20 protein-coding genes and 1 riboswitch are annotated in these 24,563 nt (G+C 58.1%); of the genes, 13 read left to right on the top strand and 7 right to left on the bottom strand.

What is annotated here, in order from left to right; translation table 11 throughout:
- Positions 1 to 705 (bottom strand): glutathione S-transferase N-terminal domain-containing protein, encoded by a 705-nt coding sequence (locus ACN0TS_RS10215; protein WP_417259251.1) that lies wholly within the window; start codon positions 703 to 705, stop codon positions 1 to 3.
- 167 nt (positions 706 to 872) lie between these two features.
- Positions 873 to 949: riboswitch (SAM riboswitch) on the top strand.
- A 43-nt stretch (positions 950 to 992) separates the two neighbouring features.
- Here ACN0TS_RS10215 and metZ point away from each other — a divergent pair.
- From metZ to ACN0TS_RS10200, 3 genes are all read left to right on the top strand, one after another.
- A complete protein-coding gene (metZ, locus tag ACN0TS_RS10210; RefSeq protein WP_417259250.1) occupies positions 993 to 2,177 on the top strand; it encodes an O-succinylhomoserine sulfhydrylase in 1,185 nt (394 codons plus the stop codon).
- Positions 2,178 to 2,259: 82 nt separating this feature from the next.
- On the top strand, positions 2,260 to 3,366 hold the full coding sequence (gene folE2 / locus ACN0TS_RS10205) for a GTP cyclohydrolase FolE2 (RefSeq protein WP_417259249.1): 1,107 nt from the start codon (positions 2,260 to 2,262) through the stop codon (positions 3,364 to 3,366).
- 131 nt (positions 3,367 to 3,497) lie between these two features.
- Positions 3,498 to 4,946, top strand: coding sequence for a TrkH family potassium uptake protein (locus tag ACN0TS_RS10200; protein ID WP_417259248.1), 1,449 nt, complete (start codon positions 3,498 to 3,500; stop codon positions 4,944 to 4,946).
- A 92-nt stretch (positions 4,947 to 5,038) separates the two neighbouring features.
- Here ACN0TS_RS10200 and ACN0TS_RS10195 read toward each other — a convergent pair whose 3' ends face one another.
- Entirely contained in the window at positions 5,039 to 6,799 is a 1,761-nt protein-coding gene (locus ACN0TS_RS10195) for a trypsin-like peptidase domain-containing protein (protein ID WP_417259247.1), read from the bottom strand.
- Between the two features lie 386 nt (positions 6,800 to 7,185).
- Between ACN0TS_RS10195 and ACN0TS_RS10190 the strand changes: the two genes are divergently transcribed.
- From ACN0TS_RS10190 to glmM, 8 genes are all read left to right on the top strand, one after another.
- Positions 7,186 to 8,127, top strand: a complete 942-nt coding sequence (locus tag ACN0TS_RS10190) for a glycine--tRNA ligase subunit alpha (RefSeq protein WP_417259376.1) — start codon at positions 7,186 to 7,188, stop codon at positions 8,125 to 8,127.
- Positions 8,127 to 8,654, top strand: coding sequence for a DUF6446 family protein (locus tag ACN0TS_RS10185; protein ID WP_417259246.1), 528 nt, complete (start codon positions 8,127 to 8,129; stop codon positions 8,652 to 8,654). Before ACN0TS_RS10190 ends, ACN0TS_RS10185 begins: the two co-directional genes overlap by 1 nt.
- Positions 8,655 to 8,657: 3 nt before the next feature.
- Entirely contained in the window at positions 8,658 to 10,886 is a 2,229-nt protein-coding gene (glyS, locus tag ACN0TS_RS10180; RefSeq protein ID WP_417259245.1) for a glycine--tRNA ligase subunit beta, read from the top strand.
- An 88-nt stretch (positions 10,887 to 10,974) separates the two neighbouring features.
- Complete coding sequence (locus ACN0TS_RS10175; protein WP_417259244.1) at positions 10,975 to 13,524, top strand: putative PEP-binding protein; 2,550 nt, start codon at positions 10,975 to 10,977, stop codon at positions 13,522 to 13,524.
- A gap of 194 nt (positions 13,525 to 13,718) precedes the next feature.
- Positions 13,719 to 14,408 (top strand): cell wall hydrolase, encoded by a 690-nt coding sequence (locus tag ACN0TS_RS10170; protein WP_417259243.1) that lies wholly within the window; start codon positions 13,719 to 13,721, stop codon positions 14,406 to 14,408.
- Between the two features lie 148 nt (positions 14,409 to 14,556).
- Positions 14,557 to 15,480: a dihydroneopterin aldolase gene (locus tag ACN0TS_RS10165; protein ID WP_417259242.1), complete on the top strand. Its 924-nt coding sequence runs from the start codon at positions 14,557 to 14,559 to the stop codon at positions 15,478 to 15,480.
- Positions 15,481 to 15,490: 10 nt separating this feature from the next.
- Positions 15,491 to 16,504: a dihydropteroate synthase gene (gene folP / locus ACN0TS_RS10160; protein ID WP_417259375.1), complete on the top strand. Its 1,014-nt coding sequence runs from the start codon at positions 15,491 to 15,493 to the stop codon at positions 16,502 to 16,504.
- Entirely contained in the window at positions 16,501 to 17,856 is a 1,356-nt protein-coding gene (gene glmM, locus ACN0TS_RS10155) for a phosphoglucosamine mutase (protein ID WP_417259241.1), read from the top strand. The genes folP and glmM overlap by 4 nt, the downstream gene beginning before the upstream one ends.
- A gap of 79 nt (positions 17,857 to 17,935) precedes the next feature.
- On the opposite strand, the gene ACN0TS_RS10150 is transcribed toward glmM, so the two are convergent.
- Positions 17,936 to 18,337 carry a hypothetical protein gene (locus ACN0TS_RS10150; protein WP_417259240.1) on the bottom strand — a complete coding sequence of 134 codons (402 nt, stop codon included), beginning with the start codon at positions 18,335 to 18,337 and terminating at the stop codon, positions 17,936 to 17,938.
- An 88-nt stretch (positions 18,338 to 18,425) separates the two neighbouring features.
- Positions 18,426 to 19,448: a ketol-acid reductoisomerase gene (gene ilvC / locus ACN0TS_RS10145; protein ID WP_417259239.1), complete on the bottom strand. Its 1,023-nt coding sequence runs from the start codon at positions 19,446 to 19,448 to the stop codon at positions 18,426 to 18,428.
- A 160-nt stretch (positions 19,449 to 19,608) separates the two neighbouring features.
- On the opposite strand from ilvC, the gene ACN0TS_RS10140 reads away from it, so the two are divergent.
- A complete protein-coding gene (locus ACN0TS_RS10140) occupies positions 19,609 to 20,067 on the top strand; it encodes an Lrp/AsnC family transcriptional regulator (protein ID WP_417259238.1) in 459 nt (152 codons plus the stop codon).
- On the top strand, positions 20,064 to 20,519 hold the full coding sequence (locus ACN0TS_RS10135) for an Lrp/AsnC family transcriptional regulator (protein ID WP_417259237.1): 456 nt from the start codon (positions 20,064 to 20,066) through the stop codon (positions 20,517 to 20,519). Before ACN0TS_RS10140 ends, ACN0TS_RS10135 begins: the two co-directional genes overlap by 4 nt.
- Before the next feature lie 11 nt (positions 20,520 to 20,530).
- Here the strand turns inward: ACN0TS_RS10135 and ACN0TS_RS10130 are convergent, their stop codons facing one another.
- The 3 genes from ACN0TS_RS10130 to pepN all read right to left on the bottom strand — a co-directional run bounded on the left by ACN0TS_RS10130 (position 20,531) and on the right by pepN (position 24,427).
- The gene (locus tag ACN0TS_RS10130; RefSeq protein ID WP_417259236.1) at positions 20,531 to 21,142 is read right to left on the bottom strand and encodes a cytochrome b/b6 domain-containing protein; all 612 of its coding nucleotides are present in this window, start codon (positions 21,140 to 21,142) and stop codon (positions 20,531 to 20,533) included.
- 23 nt (positions 21,143 to 21,165) lie between these two features.
- Entirely contained in the window at positions 21,166 to 21,624 is a 459-nt protein-coding gene (locus ACN0TS_RS10125) for a c-type cytochrome (protein ID WP_417259235.1), read from the bottom strand.
- Between the two features lie 247 nt (positions 21,625 to 21,871).
- A complete protein-coding gene (pepN, locus tag ACN0TS_RS10120; protein WP_417259234.1) occupies positions 21,872 to 24,427 on the bottom strand; it encodes an aminopeptidase N in 2,556 nt (851 codons plus the stop codon).
- Between the last annotated feature and the right edge of the window lie 136 nt (positions 24,428 to 24,563).

Raw genomic sequence — 24,563 nt, 5'->3', positions numbered from 1 at the left:
TTAGCGTTTGAACAAGGTGTTCTGCGCTGCCTTGTCCTTGCTTATATCACCGCGTTTGTCTGCGCCAAGGGCTCGTCCACGCTTCACGGCGTCGCGGGCACCAACGGTGTCGAGCCACCGCGCCATATGGGGTTTGTCGTCAAGGGTTTGCTGTTGGCCTTCCCAAAGGGACGCCCAGCCCCAAATGGCCATATCCGCGATGGAGTAGAAATCGCCTGCGACGAATTCATGTTTGGCCAGTTGGCGATCCAGAACACCGTAAAGGCGTGCGGTTTCAGAGCGATAACGGTCCTTGGCATAGGGCAGGTCGTTGGGCGGGTCCATTGCGGGGGCATATTTGAGGAAGTGATGCGCCTGTCCCGCCATCGGGCCAAGGCCGCCCATTTGCCACATCAACCATTGGTCGACGGCAATGCGGTCGCGCTCGGTTGGTCCGCAAAACTGTCCCGTTTTACGCGCAAGGTATTGCAAGATTGCACCGCTTTCAAAGATCGACACAGGCGCACCATCTGGGCCATCCGGGTCGATGATCGCGGGCATGCGGTTGTTCGGGGAAATCTTGAGGAAGTCGGGAGAGAATTGGTCGCCCGCTCCGATGTCGACAAAGGTCGTCTCATAGGGCAATCCCATCTCCTCTAGAGCGATGGAGATTTTCCAACCGTTTGGAGTGGGCCAGTAGAACAGGTGAATGGGGGCTTGTGACATAAGGCGTCCTTTCGAGGTTGTGGCAAAGATGGGCAGTTTGACGCGCCATGACAATGCAAAACCTCACTTATCTACTCACATATATGACATCGTGATGAGGGATATCTAAATTATTGAGCGCAGCCTCGCGCAGCTTATGTTGACTCAAAGTCACAGTATTTGTACGCCAATCGCATCGTGGTGATTTGTTACCGGATTGCGGGCCACGGAAAATACACCGCTAAAAGGTCGAGACGGCCACCGTTCTTGATCCACGGGAATTTATTTGGAACGAGGGCGCGACAGACATGGGCAAGACCGACTGGAAACCACAAACACAACTGATCCACCAAGGCAGCCGCCGTAGCCAATATGGCGAAGTGTCCGAGGCGCTCTTTTTGACGCAGGGCTTTGTCTACGACAGCGCCGAGGCCGCAGAGGCGCGCTTCGTCAATCAGGGCGAGGATGAGTTTATCTACGCGCGCTACGGCAACCCGACCACACGGATGTTCGAGGATCGGATGGCGGCAATTGAAGGCTGCGAAGATGCCTTTGCCACGGCCTCTGGCATGGCGGCGGTGTCAGGCGCGTTGATGGCGATTTTGCAATCAGGTGACCATCTTGTGTCCTCGCGGGCGTTGTTCGGGTCGTGTAACTATATTGTCTCCAATATTTTGCCGAAATTTGGCGTTGAGACCACATTGGTTGACGGGCGCGATCTCGACGCGTGGAAAGCTGCCATTCGCCCCGATACCAAAGCGGTGTTCTTGGAGAGTATTTCCAATCCGACGCTTGAGGTGATCGACCTCAAAGCGGTGTGCGAGATGGCTCATGCCGTGGGCGCCTTGGTGGTTGTCGATAATGCCATGTGTACGCCAATTTTCACCTATGCGAAAAAGGCCGGTGCAGATTTGATCATCTACTCGACCACCAAACATGTGGACGGGCAGGGGCGCAGCCTCGGCGGGATCATTGCGGGCGATCGTGAATTGATCCGTGGGCCCATCGAGATGTATGTCAAACACACAGGCGGGGCGATTTCGCCGTTTAATGCGTGGCTTCAACTGAAATCTCTCGAGACGCTCGACCTGCGCGTGCGCCAACAGGCCCGCACGGCAATGGCTGTTTGTGATGCGGTCGAGAACCACCCCGCGCTCAACTTTGTGCGCTATCCATCGCATAAATCGCATCCTCAATATGACCTTGCGATTTCGCAATCGGAGGCGGCGGGCACCGTGATCACCATTGATCTCAAGGGCGGCAAGGATGCGGCGTTTAAATTCCTCAATGCGTTGGAGGTCTTTACGATTTCCAATAACTTCGCTGATGCCAAATCCATTGCCACACATCCCTGCACAACGACACATAAAAACGTCCCCGTCGAACAGCGCCCCGAAGTGGGTCTGACGGATGGGCTTGTGCGGTTGTCTATGGGCCTCGAAGATCCGCAAGATATTATCGACGATATCGTGGCCGCGCTCGACGCGGTTTGAATTCCCCCCTGCCGTGGCCGTATCCATTTGGTGATCGGGGACAAACACCCTATATGAGGGTGACAACGGCGGGGGATTACCCATGACCATTCAGACGGGTACTATGGACAGACAGAGCAAACGAGACGCCGCAAAGGCCGCTCTACAGGCGTTGCGCGACTGGGCGGCAGAGGCCACACCCACGGAAGTGGCCGAGCTTGATCCTGCCATTTCGCGGCTCTTGCCGCAGGCGGATGATTTTGCCAATTACCCGGCGCTGCGCCGCGCGTATCCCGAGGACTTTCAGGCCGACGAGGCCTATCGCGACACGCTGCCCGATCTACAGAACGGCCCTGAGAGCCTGATCAAGGGGGCGCGTCAGCAAATTCAACATGTGGGCATTTCCAATTTCCGTCTGCCGATCCGTTTTCATACCCGCGACAATGGCGATCTGACCTTGGAAACCTCGGTGACGGGGACGGTGAGCCTTGAGGCGGAGAAAAAGGGCATCAACATGTCCCGCATCATACGCTCGTTCTACAAACACGCCGAACAGACGTTTTCGTTCGAGGTGATTGAGGCCGCGCTTGATGCCTATATGTCTGATCTCGACAGTTTTGACGCCCGTATCCAGATGCGGTTTTCCTTTCCTGTGAAAGTGCCCTCGTTGCGTTCTGGCCTTGAGGGGTTTCAGTATTACGACATCGCGCTTGAGCTCGTGGAAAAGAATGGCGTGCGTCGCAAATTCATGCACCTTGATTATGTCTACTCTTCGACCTGCCCGTGTTCGTTGGAGTTGGCGGAACATGCTCGCCGTACACGCCAACAACTGGCCACGCCGCATTCGCAGCGCTCCGTGGCGCGGATTTCGGTCGAAGTGCTGCCCGACCAGAAATGCCTGTGGTTCGAAGATCTGATTGATCTCGCCCGCTCGGCGGTGTCCACCGAGACGCAAGTGATGGTGAAGCGTGAGGACGAACAGGCCTTTGCCGAGTTGAATGCCGCCAATCCGATCTTTGTCGAGGACGCCGCGCGTTTGTTTTGTGAAGCCTTGCAAGGTGACCCTCGGGTGGGTGATTTCCGCGTCGTCGCCTCACACCAGGAGAGCTTGCATTCACATGACGCCGTGTCCGTCCTGACCCAAGGCGACGCCTTTGATGCCGAAAGCCTTGATCCGCGCTTGTTCGCGAGCCTGTATCACGTCGGCTAATGGCCCATCCGCATCGAGTCAGGCTGTGTGACGTCGGTGGTTCAAGTCTCGCCACAGTTTTCAATTGTGTAGGTGGTTGACGTTGCATGCCTGCTTGACTTGCGCCGCGCGCGAGGCCAAGCCTTGGCGTTATGACTGATATTCGTCCTGTCCTCTATGTTATCGGCGTGCTTGTGGCTCTCTTGGGCCTGACGATGCTCGTGCCGATGTTTGTCGATATCGGCTTTGGCCGTGGCGAATGGCAGGTCTTTCTTCGTGCCGGTCTCATGACCTTTGCCTTTGGCATGGCTCTTGCGATTGCCACCCAGAACGGTCAGCAACAGGGGCTGACAATTCAGCAAATGTTTCTGTTGACCACGGCAATATGGCTCGTGCTGCCTATTTTTGGCGGCATTCCTTTTATCTTTGCGGAAACAGATGCCTCGCTCACGGACGCGTTTTTCGAAGCCATGTCGGGGATGACCACTACGGGATCCACAGTGTTCACGGGTTTGGATAATCTGCCCGAAGGTATTTTGCTGTGGCGCTCGATGTTGCAATGGTTCGGTGGTGTCGGGATCATTGTTGTTGCGATGGTGTTCCTGCCCGAACTCAAAGTGGGCGGCATGCAGGTGTTTCGCTCGGAAGCCTTTGAAACGGACGGAAAAGTCCTGCCACGTGCGGGTGAGATCGCCTCGCGTATTTCAGTTGTCTATGTGGCGCTCACTATCGCCTGTTTCGGGGCGTATGTGGTGGTCGGCATGTCGCCCTTTGATGCGCTCAATCACGCGCTGACCACGCTCTCGACGGGAGGGTTTTCGACCCGAGACGCCTCTTTCGGCGCGTTCCAAGGGCCTGCGGAATATGTGTCGTCTTTCTTTATGATCCTCGCGTCACTGCCCTTCGTTCGCTTCGTGCAATTGCTCGCGGGAACGGCCAAACCGATGTGGCGGGACACGCAGATTCACGCCTACCTCGGGGTTATAAGTGTGCTTGTCCTCGCGTTTTCCGTCTACCGTTTCGTCGTAGATGGCGATGCCTTTGAGCATTCGATCCGCGAAGGGTTGTTTAACGTCACGTCGATCATTTCAGGCACGGGCTATGCCTCGACCGACTACCAACTTTGGGGCGCGTTTCCCGCTGTGGCCTTCTTCTTTATCGGGTTGGTTGGTGGTTGTGCGGGATCAACGGCCTGTTCGGTCAAGATATTCCGCTATCAGTTGTTGATTGCGTCTATGACTGCGCAAATCCGCAAGATCCACAGCCCTCACGGCGTATTCACCCCCCGCTATCAGGGACGCCCTGTCGGTGAGGATGTGCTTTCCTCGGTCATGGCGTTTTTCTCGCTCTTTACGGTGACACTGGGGGTCACGTCCTTGTTGTTGGCCGCTACGGGTCTGGATCTCGTGACGGCGGTTTCGGGCGCTGCGACAGCCTTGGCCTGTGTCGGTCCTGGCCTTGGCGACATCATCGGTCCCTCGGGCAATTTCGCCTCACTCAATGACTCGGCGAAATGGATTTTGGCCATTGCCATGCTCATTGGTCGCCTCGAAGTGATGTCTGTATTTGCCCTCTTTACCATACGATTTTGGCGCAGCTAAGGAGCATCAAGACGCCTTCAAAAAAGACAAAGAAAAACCCCGCACCGTGAGGCGCGGGGTTCAATGTTTCTATTGGCGCGTGATACTTGCGCTTAGTTCCAGCAGCTCACCAGAACCGTCATGTCGCGCGCTTGGCTGATCAACTCTTCGGAGGAGAGGTCCGTGTCGCTTTGTGCCGCCGCAATGGAGACGCCATTGCCCGACAGGAAGGTCGCGAGTTTTTCCATGTCATAGGCAAAGGCGACATCCTCGGGCAGGGCGCGGCTGCCCGTGTCGAGCGTGGCGAGCATTCCGATCACGCCGCCAGTGGTGGCCATGACGGGGGCGCCTGCTTCTGATGGGCGTGTGGACATGTTGAGGCGTAGCACGTCAGCTTCGCCATTGAGACCTGCGTGTTCTTGCATCGTGCCGAAGTTGAGCGTGGGTGTGCCAAGACGTCCGTCATAGGCATAGCCCGCTGCGGTCACATCCGCTTGCAGGCGGGGCAGGCGGCTATCGAAGGCGGCAAAGGCAATGGGGGCCAATGTCTCGGTCGGGGCCAAGAGGGCCAAGCCATCGTCAGTGGCAACCACTGTCGCGTCATAGGTATCGTCGAGCGTGACGCGGGCACAGCTCTCGATCGTGGCCGCAGAGGTCGCGACGCGGCCTTCTTTGTCGACGTAAAAGCCTGTGCCATTGCGTTCGGCGCGGCGAATTTCGAGGCCGGAGAGTAGGTCGATGTTTTGCTCGGCGCCTTCCCCATAAGCATCGGGCAGCACAGCATCTCGCAGCGGGGTGAAGCTCTGCTTCATCGCGTCGAGGGCCATTTTGCGTTGCGTTTGGTCGCCAGAGGTCGGCCAGATCAGTGCCCAACCTTTGACCGTGCCCCCAGTGAGGGTCGCCTCGATATGGGTGGTGATCTCGGCGTCGCTGCCCGTGAGAACAAAGCTCGTTTTCTTGCGAGAACGTTCGCCTTCGACGGGGACGATTTTGAGGGTTTGCAGGATTTCATAAAGTCCGCCAAGCGTGTCTTCATCGCCGCTTTGCGAGATTAGCATGACCTGAACATCCGAGTCGTCTTTAGATTTGAACTTGGCGAAGGGCGGTGTGTAGGCGTCAAAGGTGACAAGGCCGAGCGGAAGGTCGATTTCGATTCCTGCGGTCTCGTCGGTGACGCGGGTGATGCTGAGTTTGTCAACCACGGCTTGGTAGGCGGCGAGAACGGCGTTGCGTTGTTTGGTGGTCAGAACGCCCGTGGCCTCATGGCCATTGGCCTCTTGCCACGCGCTCATCGCACGGCGCGTGCCGTTGCCAAAGGCCCCGTCGATAGAGGAGTTGTAGAACCCAGCAAAGCGCAGCGCGACTTGCAGAGCCATGCGGGCGTCGCGGTCAAGCTCACGCTCGGAGGCGCGAGCCTGTGCAGGCGTCTCGTCAAGCGGCTCTTGGGGCACAACGATTTCGGGAACGGTTTCTTCTGTGGTGGGTTGAGCGACCTGCTCAACCGGCTCTTCGGCCATCTGCGGGGCGGCTTCGGGGATTGTGAACGAGGCGCCGACAGGGAAAAACGGCGTGCGGTACTCGGTGCCGTCGGTGGTGTAGCTGTCACGCGGGATCAACCCTTGGGCGCGTAGTTGGGTCAATGTGGCGATGGCCTCGGCCTCTGTCGCGTATGGACCAAGGGCGATGGCATGCCAACGGCCCGATAGTTCAAAGCCCATAACGTTTGGAAGTTGCGTGGCGTAGTCTTGCGCGGCTTTGGTGGCCTGCGTCAGTGATGGTTGCGCTTCGATTTGGACCCAGGCATCGGCCAGTGCGGTGCTTGCAAAAAGAGTGGCTACCAAGCTAAGCGGTAGCGCGGCTGAAATACGTGTCATGAAAACCCTATGCTTCGATATGACGGGCTTTTCGCCCGTTTTGTTTCCCTTATGCGTTTCGCGAGAAAAATGTCAGACGGCTCCTTGCGAAACGCTGTGTCAGATAAAGTTGTGGTCTGCGCCTCAAGCGCCGTGTGTGCGCCACGACTAAGGCGAAGTGCTTTTGCGACAAGAAAACAAGTCCTTGCCAAGGTCAACAGTTTGAGGCCGTATCACAGCACAAAGTGATCGCAAATCCTCAAAGTTGGGACGAAATCGCGCAGTTTTCTCCCGCCTCGCGCCCTTTGGGGTCATTGACGCCCCCCTCGGGCTTCCCTATTGAATGGCGCCATTAGAAGTGCTGAAAAAAGCAAGGTTGCCCCATGTCCGATACCGCGTCCGAGACGATGACCCAAACGACCGATAAACCGCGTTCCTTTCAGGACATCATCCTGCGCTTGCAAGCCTATTGGGCGGCCAAGGGATGTGCGGTGTTGCAACCCTACGATATGGAAGTGGGAGCGGGGACGTTCCACCCTGCGACGACCCTACGCTCGCTCGGCTCGACGCCGTGGGCGGCGGCCTATGTGCAGCCCTCGCGTCGCCCAACGGACGGGCGCTACGGCGAGAACCCCAACCGTCTTCAGCACTATTACCAGTTTCAGGTGGTCATCAAGCCAAGCCCGCCCGATCTTCAAGACCTCTACCTCGGCTCGCTCAAAGCCATTGGCATCGACGCCGAGATGCACGACATCCGCTTTGTCGAGGATGACTGGGAAAGCCCAACGCTTGGCGCTTGGGGCCTTGGGTGGGAAGTGTGGTGCGACGGGATGGAAGTCTCGCAGTTTACCTATTTCCAACAGGTTGGCGGCCATGATTGCCGTCCCGTTTCGGGCGAGCTGACCTACGGTTTGGAACGTCTGGCGATGTATGTGCTTGGCATCGATCATGTTATGGACATGCCGTTCAACAACCCCGACGCGCCGATTGCCCTGACATACGGCGACATTTTCAAACAAACCGAAGAAGAGTATTCGCGCCACAACTTTGACGCAGCCAATACAGAAAAACTTCTGACCGAGTTTGAACGTGCCGAAGCCGAGTGTCACGCGCTCTTGGCGTGCCCCGCTGAAGACCCCAAGACGGGCAAACGTATCATCATGGCGCACCCCGCGTATGACCAGTGTATCAAGGCCAGCCACGTCTTTAACCTGCTCGACGCCCGCGGCGTGATCTCTGTCACCGAGCGGCAGGCCTACATCGGTCGTGTCCGCGCACTCGCCAAGGCCTGCGCCGATGCCTTCGTGCAGACCACAGCGGGCGGCTACGTGCCGCAGGCGGCTGAGTGATGAACGGCAAATTTATCGTAGGTGGCATCGTGTTAACTGCAATCGTCTTTGGGGCGGGCCTCTATTATTCACAGGTCTATGCCTATTACGAAAAGCTCGACGCCTCTGCACCGGAAGCCACCGTGCAGTTGATGACCTTTGATGGTGTGGCCGAGGACATCCTTGCCTCCGATTATCAGGGCATTGACGCGGATACCTCCCCCATCCGTTACCGCGCCTGTTTCACCACCCCGCTGTCTACCGCGATGATGACGGAAACCTTTGTGCCCTATGAGAACGCCGAGCCACTGATCGCGCCGAGCTGGTTCGAGTGTTTTGATGCCGAACAGATCGGTGCAGACCTTGAGAAGGGCAACGCCGTGGCCTTCTTGGGGGCGGAAACCGTGCATTACGGAGTCGACAGCGTGATCGCCGTCTATCCCGATGGCCGCGCCTACTCGTGGCACCAAATCAACCCATGTGGAGCCGCCGTATTCGACGGCGAACCTGCACCGACGGGCTGTCCCGCAGCCCCGCAAGGACAATAAGCCATGCCAGACCTGCTGATTGAACTCTTTTCCGAAGAAATCCCTGCCCGTATGCAAAAACGGGCCAGTGAGGATTTGAAAAAACTCGTCACCGATGGTCTGGTCGATGCGGGTCTGACCTATGCCTCCGCAGGGGCCTTTGCCACACCGCGCCGTTTGGCGCTGTCCATCGAGGGTCTTCTGGCCGCGTCGCCCACCACAGTCGAAGAACGCAAAGGCCCGCGTGTTGATGCGCCCGAAAAGGCGATCGAGGGGTTCTTGCGCGGGGCAGGCGTGAGCAAGGACGATCTTGAGATCCGTGACGAGAAAAAGGGCCAAGTCTATGTGGCCAAGATCACCAAGCAAGGCCGCCCGGCCGCCGAAATCGTTGCGGAGGTGCTTGAAAAAACCATCCGTAATTTCCCGTGGCCCAAAGCCATGCGGTGGGGCAACGGATCGCTCAAATGGGTACGCCCGTTGCATTCGATCCTGTGCATCTTGACGACTGAGGAAGGCGCCGAAGTTGTGCCGCTCGACATCGACGGGATAAAAGCGGGCAACACGATCTTTGGTCACCGCTTTATGTCGCCCAAGACCTTTGCAGTGTCCTCCTTTGACGACTACACCACCAAGTTGAAACAGAATTTTGTGATGTTGGACGCCGCTGAGCGGGCGGAACACATCTGGCACGACGCCACCAATCAGGCCTTCGCCCAAGGTCTTGAAGTTGTGGAAGACGCAGGTCTTTTGGCCGAGGTTGCGGGGCTCGTGGAATGGCCTGTCGTGTTGATGGGCGAAATTGCCGAGGACTTCCTCGACCTGCCGCCCGAAGTGCTGCAAACCTCGATGAAAGAGCATCAGAAATTCTTCTCCGTGCGCAATCCCAAGACGGGCCGCATTGAGAAATTCGTGACCGTCGCCAACCGCGAAACTGCCGACAATGGCGCGACCATTCTGTCGGGCAACCAAAAGGTGCTGTTCGCCCGCCTGTCTGATGCGAAATTCTTTTGGGAAAATGACATTCGCACGGTTGAGCGCGAGGGCTTTGAAGCCATGTCCGCGCCGCTTGCCAATGTCACCTTCCACAATAAACTCGGCTCCCAAGCCGACCGCATTGCCCGCATTGCCGCTCTGGCCCGCGAGATCGCGCCGATTGTGGGCGCCGATGCGGAAGAGGCGGAATTGGCCGCGAAGGTGGCCAAGGCCGATCTATCCTCCGAGATGGTCTACGAGTTCCCCGAATTGCAGGGCATCATGGGGCGCTATTACGCCAAAACCGCGACGCTGTCCGACGCCATCGCCGACGCCTGCCGCGACCACTACAGCCCTCTTGGTCCCTCGGATGATGTGCCGACCGAGCCTGTTTCCGTGGCCGTTGCACTTGCCGACAAACTCGACACGCTGACAGGGTTCTGGGCGATTGATGAAAAACCGACAGGATCGAAAGATCCGTTCGCGCTTCGTCGTGCGGCGCTTGGGGTCATTCGGTTGGTGTTGACCAATGATGTGCGTGCGCCTCTCGACCATTTCATCGACAGACAGCTCCTCGTGCAAAAAATTGCCGTTGCAGATGAAAACGATGGCGTCATTGATACGCTCAAGGAAATCCTTGAAGAGATTGCGGAAAAGGGCGTTTTCGGCGCGGCATTCGATGCCATCACTGACAGGCTTGACGATGCAGCGACGGATGCGGCCAAGGCGGCGACGGGCAATTTGCCTGATACATCAGCCGACCTCCTCTCCTTCTTCCACGACCGTCTCAAAGTCTTCCTCAAAGACGAGGGCATTCGTCACGATGTGATCGACGCCTGCCTCGCAATGGACGGGTCCGACGACATCACGCTTTTGGTTAAACGCGCCCGTGCGCTGTCCGCGACGCTTGCCACCGAAGACGGTCAGAACCTGATCCAAGGGTTCAAACGCGCCAATAACATTCTCTCCCAAGCGGAGGAAAAAGATGGTGTCGAGTATTCCTATGGGGCCGATATCAAATACGCGGAGATGGACGAGGAACGCGCCCTTTTCGCTGCGCTTGACGTGGCCGAGACCAAGATCAAACCCGCGATGGAAGCCGAAGAGTTTACGGCCGCTATGTCCGCAATGGCCGACCTGCGCGGCCCTGTGGATGCGTTCTTTGAAGCGGTTCAGGTGAATGCCGAAAACGATGTGGTGCGCCGCAACCGTCTCAACCTGTTGGGTCGTATCCGTGATATCTGTTTGGGCGTGGCGGATTTGACCAAAATCGACGGGTAACGTCGCGACGAAAAGGGGAGGCGCACCAACGTTTTGGTTGCGCCGACCCCTGCGCCCCGCGTAGGCTCCGCGTCAAAGGAGCGCCGCAGTGCAGCAGACAGTCGAAAGCCTTGGATTTACGCGAATAAAGAGAGTGGCGCCAATTGCGACAACCACTCACGGTGGGCGCGCAAAATGTTTGCAGCGTCTGATCCGTCTTGATCTGCCTGTTCCCAAAACCGTGGCGCTGAGTTTCGACGCCGTTCACGCCCTCGCCGAAGGGCAGCAACCGGATATGAAGGCGCTGTTAGAGGTGTTCGGGGAGAAGCAATTGCTGTCCGTGCGCCCATCGTCGGAAGTGGCCGATTGGGGCGGGCCGAATGCCGTCCTCAATATCGGTATGAACGCAGAGCGCCATGCCGAGTTGGTTCAGACACTAGGTCAGGATGCTGCCGACACGCTTTATCTTCGATCTGTGCAAGCCTATGCGGTCCATGTTGAAAAGCTCGACCCTGAATTGTTCGAATTTGACAACTCAATGCCAACCTCGGATCAACTCAAAGCGGCGCTTGCGGCCTATGTCGATGAGACAGACGAGGATTTTCCACAAGAGGTCGAGGTGCAGCTTTTGCAGGTGCTGCGCTCCATGGCGCGGGCTTGGGCGGGCACAACCGCGCGTCTGTTGCGTCAGGCCAAAGGGGCGCCCGCAGACGCAGGCCTCGGTTTGGTTGTGCAGGCGATGGCCTTCGGCTTGGGCAGTGGCGATTATGGGACGGGCGTGATTCAACTGGTCGACAACGAGACGGGTGAACCGATCGTCAAAGGACGGTTTGTCCGTCAAAGCCAAGGCCGTGAGACCCAAGTCAACGAACGCAATGTCATTTACCTGACCAAAGATGAGCGTGGCTCGTCCCTTGAGGAAGAATTGCCCGAGGTCTACGAACAACTCGTCGCAGCCGCAAAGCTGTGCCGCGTCAAGTTGCGCGAAGAGATGGAAGTAAAATTTACCATTGAAGACGGTAAGTTACACATCATTGATGCGATCCGTGTTCCGCGGTCGTCGCGTGCGGCCCTGCGCATTGCTGTGCAGTTGGCCGAAGACGAAATCATTTCGAAGGACGAGGCTCTGTGCCGTGTCCCTGCGCGGTCACTGACCGAGCTGCTGCACCCACAGGTAGATCCCGCAGGGGCGCGTGATGTCGCGTGCCGTGGTATTGCGGCCAGCCCTGGCGGTGCGGTGGGTAAAGTGGTGTTCAGCTCATCGGCGGCACAGGCCAGTGAGGCGCGCGGCGAGCCGTGCATTCTGGTGCGTCGCGAAACCGCTCCTGAAGATATTCGTGGTATGCACTCATCGGTTGGTGTGTTGACCGAGCGCGGTGGTGTGACCTCCCACGCGGCTGTGATCGCGCGTGGCATGGGGGTACCCTGCGTCGTTGGGGCCGATGTCCGGATCAATTCACGCGCTCATACCCTCACCTTACCTGACGGGCGAGAGGTGAAAGAGGGCGATGTGATGACGTTGGATGGCTCCGCGGGCGAGGCCTTGTTCGGGGCCGTTAAAATGCTGCCTCCGTCAAAAGACTATTGGTATCTGCAACTTATGGAGTGGGCCGATGCGATCCGCGATATCGGTGTGCGCGCCAATGCGGACACGCCTGCGGATGCGGCCATGGCGCGTGGGTTCAAGGCGCAAGGGATCGGCCTGTGCCGAACCGAGCATATGTTCTTTGAAGGCGACCGTCTGACTGTGATGCGCGAGATGATTTTTGCGGAGACCCATGAGGATCGCCGCGAGGCCATTGCGCGCCTGTTGCCGATGCAGCGCGGGGATTTCACCGCGTTGTTCGATATTATGCACGGCAAGCCCGTGTGCATTCGTCTGTTCGATCCGCCCTTGCACGAATTCCTTCCATCAGATCGCGCCGGTGCCAAGGAATTGGCCGAGGCGCTTGATCTCCCGTTGTCAAAGGTGACGCGTCGCATTGAGTGGTTGTCCGAGTTCAATCCGATGCTCGGGATGCGCGGCGTGCGGCTTGGGATCACCTTCCCCGAGATTTACGAGATGCAGGCCCGCGCCATTTTCGAGGCGACGGTCGAAGTGTCCAAGCACGGCGACCCTGTTGTGCCGGAAATTATGATCCCCTTGGTCTCGGCCAAGCGCGAGGTCGAGTTGGTCAAGACACAGGTTGATGGTGTCGCCGCTGCTGTGCGTAACGAGACAGGGTGTGATTTCACCTACCGTTTGGGCGTGATGGTCGAGACGCCACGGGCTGCGCTGCGGGCTGGCGATATTGCGCAACACGCTGCGTTCCTGTCGTTCGGCACCAACGATCTGACGCAGATGACCTATGGCTTGTCGCGCGATGATGCCGGGCGGTTTATGAACGCCTACGTGCAGCAGGGCGTCTTTCCTGAGGACCCGTTTCACACGCTTGATGTCGATGGAGTGGGCGAGTTGCTGGACATCGGCGCTGCCCGTGGACGGGCCGTTTCACCCAACGTGACCTTGTCGGTGTGTGGTGAGCATGGCGGCAACCCCGAATCTATCGCTTTTTGCCGTGCGGCGGGCTTTGACTACGTGTCATGTTCGCCGTTTCGGGTGCCCGTTGCGCGCTTGGCGGCTGCGCAATTGGTCGCAGAGGAGCGACGCCGACGATAGTCGTCTTAATGGATTGATTTTGAATTAAAAAACCCGTGTTTTCTGCCGGTTTTGACGCGTGTTCGACGTGGCGTTCTTCGCGTTTCAGGGCTGCCAAAATCGCGCTAAGGTGGACCAATCCGAATATTTGGCATAGATAGCGCCTCAACAACTGACCGTGAGTCTCGGATTTCGAGACGCAAGGAGAGGCACTAATGAAAGTATTCACCGGACTGAAAGCGTTTGCGCTTGCGGCTACGCTCGGCGTTGTGGCTGAACCGTATGCGGTAAGCGCATCCGAGACGCTCAGCATGTCGAACGCCCCTATGGGGGAGCTGACCGCCGAGTTGTCCGTGCTCTTTGCGCAAGAGCGCGAGGCCATGACAGGTGTTAGTGCAGATGCCGTGGCCGTCGTTCTGTCCAACTACCGTCCCAAAGCAAAACCGACACCCCCTGTGAAGGTGGAGTATAGCCAGCCGTTTCTTGCCCAGCTTCCCAAAGCAACCGGGGGCGAGGCGTGGGAGTGTCTGTCTGAGGCGCTTTATTTCGAGGCCCGTGGTGAAAGCGTCAAAGGTCAGTTTGCCGTGGCTGAGGTCATTCTCAACCGCGTGTCATCGCCCGCGTTTCCCGATACGGTTTGCGGTGTGGTCAATCAGGGCACGGGTAAAAAATATCAATGCCAATTCACCTACACCTGTGATGGTCATGCCGAAGAAATCCACGAACCAAAGGCCTACACCCGTGTGGGAAAAATCGCGCGTTTGATGTTGGATGGCGCACCCCGCCGCCTGACGGAAGGCGCGACGCACTACCACACAACGGCGGTAAATCCGCGGTGGGCGCGTAAATTCCCGCGCACAGCACAAATCGGTGTCCACTTTTTCTACAAGATGCCGCGCGCCTAATTTTGCGATTCTGTAACATTTCGAGACCCCGTCGGCGAAAATTGGCGGGGTTTTGACGTGTTTGGGCCTGTTATAGATTGGCGAAGGTTGGACGTGCCTTGCAATCTGCTGTAGCAGAAGGCGACCTTTGACCATAGACGAGGCTTTTATGGTGTCTGATATCCATCTCGCGTTCGATCATCCTGAGGCCCGCGCCGCAGCGACGTCCTCAGATGTGCCGCACGATCGCATTTCACTTCGTGATCATGTGGTCGAGGTTGATATCGGTGCGTTCCAATCCGAACGTGGCGTGACGCAGCGTGTGGCTTTCAACATCGTGGTTGAACTGACGCCGCTGTCGGGGCCGATTGATGACGATGTGGACCGTATCCTGTCGTATGACCGCCTCACCGAAGCAATCCGTATCGAGCTGGACGCCGAGCGGATGAACCTTCTTGAAACCCTTGCCGAACGTATTGCGGATCGCATCCTGACGGAGCCGCGGGCCTTTCGTGTGTTTGTACGCGTAGAGAAACTCGACCGTGGATCGGGGGCCTTGGGGGTGGAAATCGTCCGCACAGCAGGGCAGGCGGCTGATCGCGCCCATGAGATGAGCGCCCCCGCGCCGCATCCCGTTGTGCTGCATCTGAGTGCAGACGCGTTGGAACAAGCTGACGTGACTGCGTGGATCGATGCCTTGGAAGCCGATCCACGTCCCGCGATTGTCACCGTTGGCCTGCCGCACGGGACATGGCCCAAGTCCGCGACCAAGCTGACACAGCGCCGAATTGATCTGTTGGCGATTGAGCAAAACGCATGGGTTTTGGCGGGGCGCGACGCGCGGTGTGTGGTTCGCTCAACGCGCACGGAGTTGGATTGGGCTATGAAGAATGGCCACATCTCGGTTTGGGCGCCTTCGAAAATGGTGCTTGATGCCGTGCATCGACCAACGGGTGGTCCACTGGATTTGGTGGCTTGGATGGCGGAGGAACTGTCAGCCTGCGACGTGATCGTCCTTGGGGGCGAGGCGCTTCAGACCTGTTCTGCTCCTGTGCGCGTTCTGTCTGTGGATGCGCCTGCGGTGTTGGGGTGAGCCTATGACTGTGCTCTATTATCGTCCTTGCGTTCAAACCGACCCCCTGCGGTCGCCACAGGCCAAGACCCTTGCGGGGGGATGGGCGTGGTTTGATCGGGTTGAGGTGTTGTCACGCAATGCTGAGCCGCGCCTTATCCCTATCGCTGACGTGCCTGCGGACGTTCTGGCGCGGTTGTGCGCGCCTCGCGAGACGATCGCAGGATTGGATATGTCGCGCCCCAACCTGATGGGCATTCTCAATGTGACGCCCGATAGTTTTTCCGACGGGGGGCTCTACGTGAACCCCGCTGATGCGACCCGTCATGCGTTGGATATGGTGAATGAAGGCGCGGATATCATCGATATTGGCGGTGAAAGCACACGACCTGGCGCGAGTTATGTCCCCGACGACGAGGAAGTTGCCCGCACCGCCCCCGTGATCGCCGCGATCCGTGACGCGTCTCCTGTGCCCATCTCCATCGACACCCGCAAAGCCGTGGTGGCCAAACACGCGCTCGACGCGGGGGCTACACTAATTAACGATGTGTATGCCTTCACCCATGACGCTGCACTGGCGGGGGTTGCCGCACGCAGTGGGGTTCCCGTCTGTCTGATGCATGCGCAGGGCGACCCTGAGGTGATGCAGGATAACCCTCATTACGACAATGTGGTGTTGGATGTGTATGACTTTCTCGAAGATCGTATCAAAGTGGCTGAGGCCGCCGGGATTGACCGCGCACAGATCATCGTCGATCCGGGCATCGGTTTTGGGAAAAACATGGCGCATAATCTGGCGCTTCTTAATCGGATTTCGGTGTTTCATGGCCTCGGCTGTGGCGTCCTTTTGGGCGCTTCGCGTAAACGATTTATCGGCACGATTGGCAATGCGCCTGACGCCAAAGGCCGCGTGGCGGGATCTGTCGCCGTTGCATTGGCGGCTGTGGCGCAAGGTATTCAGATTCTGCGGGTGCACGATGTTGCACAAACAAAACAAGCGCTTGCAGTATGGCAAGCCGTAGCGAGTGGAGAGTACGCGACATGACACGTAAATTTTTTGGAACCGATGGGGTTCGCGGACGCGCCAATTCAGCGCCGATGACCGCGGAATTAGCGCTGCGTTTGGGCGCGGCCGCAGGGCGTTATTTCCGACGCACTGATGGTGGAAATGAGCACCGTGTGGTGATCGGTAAAGATACGCGCCTGTCGGGCTATATGTTCGAGAATGCTTTGACCGCTGGGTTCACCTCGACGGGGATGAACGTGTTCCTGCTCGGTCCTGTGCCGACCCCTGCTGTGGGGATGTTGACGACTTCCATGCGTGCAGATGTGGGCGTGATGATTTCCGCCTCGCACAATCCCGCTGAAGACAACGGGATCAAGTTCTTTGGCCCCGACGGGTTCAAGCTCTCCGATGAGGCCGAGATGGAGATCGAGCGGATGCTGATCGAGGGGGTCGAGCCTGCGCAGGCCCGCAATATCGGTCGCGCCAAACGGATTGATGACGGGCGGTTCCGCTACAATGAGCGGATCAAGGGCACTTTGCCGCGTGGCATGTCGCTTCAGGGGCTAAAGGTCGTGATCGACTGCGCCAATGGCGCGGCCTATCGCACAGCTCCGGAGGTTCTTTGGGAACTTGGTGCCGAGGTGATCCCTGTAGGCGTGACGCCGAATGGTTTGAATATCAATGACAAATGTGGCTCCACCTACGTGAGCACAGCTGCGGAGGCGGTTGTGGCGCATGGTGCGGATGTCGGGATTTGTCTCGATGGAGACGCCGACCGTGTGATGATCCTCGACGAGACGGGCGCGGTGGCGGATGGCGACCAATTGATGGGCCTGATGGCCAAGCGGTGGGATGATCAGGGACGCTTGTCGGGCGGCGCATTGGTTGCCACGGTGATGTCCAACCTTGGCTTGGAGCGCTTTATGGAGGAGCAGGGGCTCAAACTGGTGCGCACAGCCGTGGGCGACCGCTATGTGGTTGAGCGGATGCGCGAAGGTGGGTTCAACCTTGGCGGCGAACAGTCCGGTCATATCGTGATGACGGATTACGCCACCACGGGCGACGGGCTTTTGGCGGGATTGCAATTCCTTGCGGGCATGGTTGAGACGGGCAAGAAAGCCTCCGAACTGACCAAAGTGTTCGACCCCGTGCCGCAGCTTTTGAAAAACGTGCGTTATGGCACGGGGCAAATGCCATTGGATAGTGCCGGCGTTAAAAAGGCGATTGCGGATGCCGAGGCGAAATTGAACGGAAACGGGCGGCTCCTGATCCGCAAATCTGGCACCGAACCGTTGATCCGCGTGATGGCCGAAAGTGTGTGCGAAACCACATTGAACGGCGTTGTGGACAGTGTGGTCGAGGCGGTCGAAAGCGCGACGCGCTCCGCCTGAGTGTGCGATAGAGACAAGAAAAGGCGGCTCATCGGGCCGCCTTTTTCATTTTGCAATGTGCCTGTGTGGTTTGGTGCGTTTACTGCCCTGCCACGTAGGGTGAGTAGACAAGCACCGATGCCGCGCCCAACAACGTCCAGATCACCCCAATCACACGCAGTGTCATTCCTGCATTTCCTTTCGGCTTGGCGACAGCAACAGCGCGGGCCACGGCCAAAAGATAGATGCCGAAGGCGACAAAGGAGGCGCTCAAGACGGGGCTGAAAAACGGAATGAAAGAGGCGAGCGCGAGCAAGACGATCATCACGCCCAAATAGAACAACCCCGCGAGATAGTTCCCCGCCCAGAAGGTATCTCCCAGACCTTCATTGCCCTTGAGCAAGCTGATCCAGAAGGCGCGGGTAAACATGCGCTGGCGCTGCTGTGCGATCTCTTCGAGATTTTCGGGGGTCAAGTCTTTGGGGAGATGGTCGTCGGACATTCGGGGCCTCACTTTCGCGGGTATTTGCGCATGAAAAAGGGCGCCCCGCAAGGCGCCCTTTCCCGATTACGGTGTGACGAAAGCGCGCTTAGTTGCGCTCTTTGTCGACCATTTTGCCTGCGGAAATCCATGGCATCATGCCGCGCAGTTTCGCACCCGTTTCTTCGATCAGGTGTTCGTCGTTTGCGCGACGAGACGCTTTCAGGGTTGGCTGACCAACAGCGTTTTCCAACATGAAGTCGCGCACGAATTTGCCGGACTGGATGTCGGACAGAACGCGTTTCATTTCGGCTTTGGTCTGATCGTATGGAACGACGCGTGGGCCTGTGACGTACTGACCGTACTCGGCGGTGTTGGAGATGGAGTAATCCATGTTCGCGATGCCGCCTTCGTAGATCAGGTCCACGATGAGTTTCACTTCGTGCAAGCACTCGAAGTAAGCCATTTCAGGGGCATAGCCCGCTTCGACCAGAGTTTCGAAGCCGCAACGGATCAGTTCGACAAGGCCACCGCACAGAACAGCTTGTTCACCAAAGAGGTCGGTTTCGCACTCTTCGCGGAAGTTGGTTTCGATGATGCCGGAGCGACCGCCACCGATGGCGGAGCAGTAGGACAGGCCGATTTCGAGAGCTTTACCCGTAGCGTCTGTGTCGACAGCAACGAGGCAGGGTACGCCGCCGCCTTTGACATATTCACCGCGCACGGTGTGGCCTGGGCCTTTTGGCGCCATCATGATGACGTCAACGCCTTCTTTTGGTTCAATGAGACCGAAGTGGACGTTCAGACCGTGGGCAAATGCGATGGCTGCGCCGGGCTTGATGTTGTCGTGGACGTATTTCTTGTAGGTTTCGGCCTGAAGTTCGTCGGGCATGGTGAACATGATCACGTCACACCAAGCTGCGGCTTCGGCGATGCCCATGACTTTGAGGCCTTCAGCTTCGGCTTTTTTCGCGGAAGGCGAGCCGTCGCGCAGGGCAACAACAACGTTTTTTGCACCCGAGTCGCGCAGGTTCAGCGCGTGGGCGTGACCTTGCGAGCCGTAGCCGAGGATGGCAACTTTGGCTTCTTTGATGAGATTTACATCGCAATCGCGATCATAATAAACGCGCATGGTGGGCGCTCCCTATTTGCAATGTCGATACTTATGGCACCGACGGATTAACATTGGTGGTAATATGCTTTGAACTTGGCGTAAAAGCGTTTCAAAAATTGACAAATTTGCCAAAAACTGCGCATAGCTATGCGGAAAAGTATAGGTATGTGAAAAAATCATGCAGATTGATGATACGGATCGACGCGTTTTGCGACAGTTGCAGGCAGACCCTGATGCCCCTGCGTCGGAATTGGCCGAACGGGCAGGGGTGACACCTGCGACTTACACGCGGCGCGTGGCAGCGATGCGCAACGCGGGGGTGATCCGTGCGATCCGTGATGAGGTAGATTGGCGGGCCTTGGGGTATTCGGTCGAAGTGTCGCTGAGGTTTACATTGGACAAGACCGATCCGCGAGCATTTGATGAATTCATCGCGGCCGCGCGCGCCGTACCAGAGGTGATTTCGATCAGCACGTTTTTGGGACAAGTGGATGTGCGGCTTTTGATCATTGCGCGTGACATGAATGATTATCAGCGGCTCTTTCGGGAGCACATTCTGACGCTGCCGCATATCTCTGACATTGAGGCGCTCATGCATGTGGCGCAGGTCATTGATCGTCACTCGGTGCCACTATGATCGAGTTGGACGAGATCGATCGCGCACTGGCGCGGGCGCTGTGCAAGGACGCGACGCGCTCGGCGGGTGCGCTTGGACGGGAGCTTGGTTTGAGCCAACCCGCCGCGTGGCGACGGATCAAGCGGTTGCGGGATGCGGGGCTCTTCGGGCCGCGCCGTGTCGATCTGGACCTTGAAAAGGTGGGGTTCGGGGTGACGGTTTTTCTCGGCATCAAACTGGCCACCAAGGGGCGCGTGTCCTTGGAGGACTTCGAGCGGGCTGTTGCGGCGATCCCAGAGGTGCAAACGGTGCAGCACGTGCTTGGCGTTTATGATTACCGCCTGCGGGTGGTGGCCACGGACCTGCCCGATTTCGAGCGTGTGTTGCGGCGGCGCATTATGACGCTGCGCGGTGTGGGTAATGTCGAGGCCAATGTGGTGCTGTCCGAAGAGCGTCTGGCGGGGCCGTTGTGACCCCTGACGGCTTATGCCCGTTTTGAACTTGCGGCTTTGACCGCTTCGGGCGGCAGATCGGCATAGCCCGTGATCATCGGTTTGACGAGGTTCTCGCCCTTGCGTTTCTTGTACCAAAAGATCGCGCCGATGTGGCCAATGACCATGAGCAACAAGAGGGTCGAGAGCGGTTCGTGTAGCGACAGAGCTTTGCGGGCCAGATCAATCGACACGTATTGCGCCAATGGACCTGTGTTGATGTAATCCTCGGGGTCGGCAAAAAGCCCCGATGCGATTTGAAGCGACAAAACAACGAGAACGCCAACGACAAACAGAGCGCCCACGGGATTATGGCCGTAGCTGCGCGATGGGTTTCGTGAGGGTAGGGTGCGGGCATAGGCGGCGATCTTGCGCGGTCCTTTGACAAACTGGGTGAAACGCGCGGTGCGGTAGCCCAACACGCCCCACAGCAGGCGCAAAATGACAATCGTCGCCACTGTGTAGCCTGAGTAGAAGTGGAGCGTCATGATGTCTGGCCCGAATTTTCCCAAGCCCCAAGAGGTCGCAAATGCGATCACGAGAGCCCAATGGAGAACCCGTACAACGGGGTCCCAAACGTAGGTTTTTTGTAGGGGTTCGGACATCCTGACGCTCCTTTTTCTTCTGATTAGAAGTCTTTAGCGCGGAAGTCGTCGTGGCAGGCTTTGCAGGTGCCGCCGATTTTCCCGACCGCAGGGCGCAGCGCGTCAAGGCCGTTGCCCGCAGCGTCGTTCAAGTCCACAACAGCCTGATAAAAGGCGGCGCTTTTCTCTTGGAGGCCGGCCGTGTCGGCCCAGATGTCTGCTTTGGCACGGGTTTCACCAGGCAGGTCTTCGTTGGACGTGCCTTCGGCAAACAGGTCGGCGTTGGTGTAGGAGGCCAGCGCCAAAAGGTCTTTTGCGGCGGCTGATGCGGCGTCGGCATCGTAGTCGATTTTGCCCTGTGCCATTCCGCCGAGTGTCGCCATTTCATAGTTAACGAGCGTGAAATACGCGCGGCGTGCTTTCGCGGTGTCCGAGGCGGATTGCGCAAAAGCCCCCGTGGCGGCGGTGGCGGCAATGACGGTTGTGAGAAGAAGTTTACGCATGGATATGTGTCCTATTATTGTGAACTGGTATCGACTTCGGGTCGCGCGTCTCATTCAGTATTACGATTATGTTCTTTGAGTTAAACGCGACAAATGCTCTTTTCCGTCGCGGTTATGAGAAATTGATGTTCAACTTTTTGTGATGCCGCGGCCATGGTGCGAACCGTTGGACATGTCTCCCCGCAGATGCGGGGAGTTTGTTTATGTGTTTCAGATGGTTATCAGGGGCAGCTTGCGACCTTTCGCCTTATCCGCCGAGAATGCGTGTGACCATTTCGGTGGTGTCACGGGACAGGCCGTCCGTGGCAAGCATCCGGTCCAGTTGGGCGCGGATTTTGGCCTGTCGGACGCTGTCGTAGCGGCGCCATGTTTCAAAGGCGGCGGACATGCGGGCGGTGGTTTGCGGGTTCAATTTATCTAGCGAAATGAGGTTCTTAGCTAGAAGGTCATAGGCCGCGCCGCTGTCGTGGTGGAAGCCTGCGTGGTTGGATGTCAGCGCACCGAAGACCGCGCGGAAGCGGTTGGGGTTCTTCATCGTAAAGGCAGGATGGCGGGTGAGGGCCTCGGCGGTGGCGGCAGCCGTGTCAGGGGCGGCGAAGGCCACCTGCATCATGAACCATTTGTCCATCACGAGGCGGTCTTCTTTCCATTGCTTTTCAAAGGCTTGCAACTCATCTGTGCCGAGCCCCGCGGCCAAGAGCGCCTGAAGGCTGCCCTCTTGTTCGGTCATGTTATCAGCGGCGGCAAAGAGCGTACGGGCGGCTTCGCCATCGTCGAGCAGGGTGAGCAAGGACAGCACCGAGAGGCGCAGAGCGCGTTTGCCCGAGCCGTCGGCGTCGGGCTTGAACTGCGGCGTTTCGTGCTGTCGGAACAGCGTCGGCAAGATGTCGGACATGTGTCGGGCAAGTGCGCGTCGCAGCGCCTCGCGGGCCTCGTAGATTTTCTGCGGATCAGGCGTCTGGCCCGCATCGAACAAGGTCTGCGCAAGGTCGTCTTGCGAGGGCAGGCCAAGGACCAAAGCGCGGAACGCGGGGTCGAGGCTCTCGTCGCTCAACACGGTTTTGAGTGCGTCGAGGTAGTCGGCGGCGGGCGTGCCGCTTGAGGTGATCATATTGATCAAAGTGTCCTTGGACAGCATCCGCCCCATTTCCCATTTCTGGAACGGGTCGGTGTCATGGGCGAGCAGGAAAGCGCGGGTGGCGGCGTCCATGTCGCGCTGCAAAATCACAGGGGCGGAGAAGTCGCGTAGGACAGAGGCCACGGGACGCGCGCCCAATCCCTCAAAGGTGAAGCTCTGCTCGGCTTCGGTCATCTCCAAAACGGTGGTGGGCAACACCTCGTCGCCGTTGGGGCCGATCAGACCCACGGCAATCGGAATCACCTGCGGGTTTTTCTCGTCCTGACCCGGGGTGGGCGGTGTCGATTGTGCGAATGTCAGGGTGAGCGTGCCGTCAGTCCACTCTTCGGACATCGTCAGGCGCGGCGTGCCGGCTTGACTATACCATTGTGCGAAATGTGAAAGATCGCGACCCGTGGCATCCTCGAATGCTTTTAGCCAATCCTCGATTGTGACGGCCTGACCATCGTGACGCTCGAAGTAGAGGTCGCAGCCCTTGCGATAGGCCTCATCGCCCACAAGGCGGCGCAGCATGCCGATGATTTCCGCGCCCTTTTCATAGACGGTGGCGGTGTAGAAATTGTTGATTTCGACAAAGCTCGCGGGGCGCACGGGGTGGGCGAGGGGGCCGTTGTCCTCGCGGAACTGACGCGCCCGCAGGGTCAGAACTTCTTCAATCCTTTTCACGGGATGGCTGCGCATGTCGCCCGAGAACATCTGGTCACGGTAGACGGTCAGCCCCTCTTTCAGGCAAAGCTGGAACCAGTCGCGGCAGGTGATGCGGTTGCCCGTCCAATTATGGAAATACTCATGGGCAATAATGCCTTCGATGCGTTCGAAATTGGCATCGGTCGAGGTGGCTTGCGAGGCCAGAACGCAGGAGGAGTTGAAGACGTTCAGCCCCTTGTTCTCCATCGCGCCCATGTTGAAGTCGTCCACGGCCACAATGTTGAATATGTCCAAGTCGTATTCGCGCCCGTAGGTCTTTTCATCCCACGCCATCGCGTCTTTGAGCGCCTGCATCCCGAAGGCGCATTTGTCCTCGTCGCCTTTGCGGACATAGATGTTCAACTCGACGTCTTTGCCTGATTTGGTGGTGAAGCTGCCCGCGTGGTTGACCAGGTCGCCCGCGACAAGCGCAAAGAGATAGGCGGGTTTGGGCCACGGGTCATGCCATTCGGCCCAGCCATCCCCCGAGGCGACAGGGTTGCCGTTGGACAAAAGCACGGGATAGTCGCCCTCGGCCCGCACCGTGAAGGTCGCCATGACATCGGGGCGGTCGGGGTAATAGGTGATCTTGCGGAAGCCCTCGGCCTCGCATTGGGTGCAATACATGCCGTTCGACATATAGAGCCCTTCGAGCGCGGTGTTGTCCTCTGGGGCAATCTCGACCTCGGCCTCGAAGGTGAACGGTTTTTGCGGCAAGTCGGCGGATTTGATGCGCAGGTGGGTGTCGCTCACCTCCATCGGCACAATCGCACCGTCAACGGTCGCGGTAATCAGGGTCAGCTCCTCGCCATTGAGGATCAGATCACCGCCGTTTTCCGCGTTGGGCACAAAGGTGATGCGCGACAGCACGCGGGTGGCCTTGGGCGCGAGGCGGAAGGTCAGATGGACGTCACGCACCCAGTGGTGCGGCTCGGTGTAATCCTTGAGATAGATTGTTTCGGACGCAGCGTCTGACATGGGGAACCTTCCGTGGGCTATGATCGGTGAGGCCTCGGACGTTAGTGCGCCGCGCGCGGGGGTTCAATACGAACCCGCGGGCAATGGCGGGAAAATACCGGTGCATATCGGGGCATGGTCTGTGCAGTTTTCGGGC

This window comes from Celeribacter sp. (genome assembly GCF_048266405.1).
In the GTDB taxonomy this organism is placed as follows: domain Bacteria; phylum Pseudomonadota; class Alphaproteobacteria; order Rhodobacterales; family Rhodobacteraceae; genus Celeribacter.
The sequence above is the reverse complement of the archived record's forward strand: the minus strand, read 5'-3'. Positions and strand labels throughout refer to the sequence as shown.

Excerpts from the sequence above, each read along its gene's own strand:
- glmM (WP_417259241.1), top strand. The coding sequence starts at position 16,501 with ATGACACGTAAATTTTTTGGAACCGATGGGGTTCGCGGACGCGCCAAT.
- ACN0TS_RS10135 (WP_417259237.1), top strand. The coding sequence starts at position 20,064 with ATGATCGAGTTGGACGAGATCGATCGCGCACTGGCGCGGGCGCTGTGC.
- ACN0TS_RS10130 (WP_417259236.1), bottom strand. The coding sequence starts at position 21,142 with ATGTCCGAACCCCTACAAAAAACCTACGTTTGGGACCCCGTTGTACGG.
- folE2 (WP_417259249.1), top strand. The coding sequence starts at position 2,260 with ATGACCATTCAGACGGGTACTATGGACAGACAGAGCAAACGAGACGCC.
- ACN0TS_RS10165 (WP_417259242.1), top strand. The coding sequence starts at position 14,557 with ATGGTGTCTGATATCCATCTCGCGTTCGATCATCCTGAGGCCCGCGCC.
- ACN0TS_RS10195 (WP_417259247.1), bottom strand. The coding sequence starts at position 6,799 with ATGACACGTATTTCAGCCGCGCTACCGCTTAGCTTGGTAGCCACTCTT.
- ilvC (WP_417259239.1), bottom strand. The coding sequence starts at position 19,448 with ATGCGCGTTTATTATGATCGCGATTGCGATGTAAATCTCATCAAAGAA.
- ACN0TS_RS10185 (WP_417259246.1), top strand. The coding sequence starts at position 8,127 with ATGAACGGCAAATTTATCGTAGGTGGCATCGTGTTAACTGCAATCGTC.
- ACN0TS_RS10200 (WP_417259248.1), top strand. The coding sequence starts at position 3,498 with ATGACTGATATTCGTCCTGTCCTCTATGTTATCGGCGTGCTTGTGGCT.
- ACN0TS_RS10140 (WP_417259238.1), top strand. The coding sequence starts at position 19,609 with ATGCAGATTGATGATACGGATCGACGCGTTTTGCGACAGTTGCAGGCA.
- pepN (WP_417259234.1), bottom strand. The coding sequence starts at position 24,427 with ATGTCAGACGCTGCGTCCGAAACAATCTATCTCAAGGATTACACCGAG.
- ACN0TS_RS10125 (WP_417259235.1), bottom strand. The coding sequence starts at position 21,624 with ATGCGTAAACTTCTTCTCACAACCGTCATTGCCGCCACCGCCGCCACG.
- metZ (WP_417259250.1), top strand. The coding sequence starts at position 993 with ATGGGCAAGACCGACTGGAAACCACAAACACAACTGATCCACCAAGGC.
- ACN0TS_RS10190 (WP_417259376.1), top strand. The coding sequence starts at position 7,186 with ATGACCCAAACGACCGATAAACCGCGTTCCTTTCAGGACATCATCCTG.
- glyS (WP_417259245.1), top strand. The coding sequence starts at position 8,658 with ATGCCAGACCTGCTGATTGAACTCTTTTCCGAAGAAATCCCTGCCCGT.
- ACN0TS_RS10170 (WP_417259243.1), top strand. The coding sequence starts at position 13,719 with ATGAAAGTATTCACCGGACTGAAAGCGTTTGCGCTTGCGGCTACGCTC.
- ACN0TS_RS10150 (WP_417259240.1), bottom strand. The coding sequence starts at position 18,337 with ATGTCCGACGACCATCTCCCCAAAGACTTGACCCCCGAAAATCTCGAA.
- ACN0TS_RS10215 (WP_417259251.1), bottom strand. The coding sequence starts at position 705 with ATGTCACAAGCCCCCATTCACCTGTTCTACTGGCCCACTCCAAACGGT.